Origin of the sequence: Edwardsiella hoshinae NBRC 105699 = ATCC 33379, assembly GCF_000474215.1 — a bacterium.
GTDB lineage: Bacteria > Pseudomonadota > Gammaproteobacteria > Enterobacterales > Enterobacteriaceae > Edwardsiella > Edwardsiella hoshinae.
The window spans coordinates 1-1167 of sequence record NZ_BAUC01000083.1; the positions used below are offsets into that span (position 1 = coordinate 1).

Sequence of the window (1167 nt, forward strand, 5' to 3'; positions counted from 1 at the left end):
TCCGGCGATTGCCACCGACAGCCGCCCGTTGGGCGGCTTCTCGCTCACGTTGGCGCTGTTCGCGTTTACGCTCAGCGGCAGATTTAGCCATGACGTACCTCCGGTTTTTTGCGCTGAATGATGTACCGAACCGTGGTGTATTTGAGTTCCAGCTTTTCAGCAATAATCGGGGCAGATAGCCCCTCCGCGCGTAATGCATGAACCATCTCAACATCCCACGGATCAGTGCGAGGGGCGCGAGAAACCAACCCCATCGAACTAATTTTCGGCCATACAGATGATCGCGTTCGCCCCAGCGTAGCTGCGATTTCTGCCACCTTCTTCCCCTCGCGGTAGAGACGTGTGAGAGTCTGCTCTTCTTGCGTTGACCATGACCGTTTCATAGATACCTATCCTTGATGTAGAGCGGGATGTAAATCTCAGGCTCAGCGATTGCGTTCGGCTGCTGATGTTTGTTAAATACCATGCCACTAAAACGATTCATAAACGCTACGGGTTGCTGCGTTACCTCAACCGTTCGACGCTCTTTCAGTTCACGCAACCACATTGCCAATTGTTGATGCTGGTGTGCACATGAACCGGTCAAACAATTAGCAAGCATTTCAGCGTGAACAATAGCCTCCGTCAATGATAATTCAGTCATAACTTAACCCCTTGAAGTTAGAAATCATCCAGTTAGCCGCCCCTTTTGGGGTATAGCTACGCCAATAAAAATTACCCTCGGCTGGGCGGTACGGCCAATACGATATCGCCAGTTCAGCCGCCAATTGCCCCTGGCTTATAGCGACTGCCTCCATGAATAAACGACGCCAGAAAAAGTACCGGATAGCGTTAATCATCATTCCCCCTGATAGAGTAGTGATTTGCCTGCCGCATGAATCCAGGGATGCAGGAACGAGGGGGACAAACCACCTGGAAGCACATCTCTAACCCCAGTTTTTCCGCCAGTGCCTTTTCTGCTCTGGCTCCGCTTGAGTGCAGCCAATCCTGCAACAGATAAATCACATCAGCACATTGCAACATGGCGAGGCCGATCTGCATGTACTGCGCCTCGGTTAGCCCATCGGGCAGCTCGGCGGGGTTAAGAACGGTATGGCCTTCGGCACGTAACGCCTGCGCCGTTTCATGAAACGCTGGACGATTAAAGTCTTCGATCCCGGACATGGG

General features: G+C 52.3%; 2 protein-coding genes and 1 pseudogene. All 3 read right to left on the reverse strand.

The window, feature by feature from the left end; all coding sequences use genetic code 11:
* Window positions 1–83 precede the first annotated feature (83 nt).
* A complete protein-coding gene (locus EHO01S_RS17015) occupies window positions 84–383 on the reverse strand; it encodes a hypothetical protein (RefSeq protein WP_024525058.1) in 300 nt (99 codons plus the stop codon).
* Entirely contained in the window at window positions 380–643 is a 264-nt protein-coding gene (locus tag EHO01S_RS17020) for a hypothetical protein (RefSeq protein ID WP_024525059.1), read from the reverse strand. The genes EHO01S_RS17015 and EHO01S_RS17020 overlap by 4 nt, the downstream gene beginning before the upstream one ends.
* 269 nt (window positions 644–912) lie before the next feature.
* Window positions 913–1167, reverse strand: a pseudogene (locus tag EHO01S_RS17870) (DUF4406 domain-containing protein); the annotation flags it as partial.

Bases quoted from the DNA above. Each gene is read 5' to 3' on its own strand.
- EHO01S_RS17015 (WP_024525058.1), bottom strand. From the start codon at position 383: ATGAAACGGTCATGGTCAACGCAAGAAGAGCAGACTCTCACACGTCTC.
- EHO01S_RS17020 (WP_024525059.1), bottom strand. From the start codon at position 643: ATGACTGAATTATCATTGACGGAGGCTATTGTTCACGCTGAAATGCTT.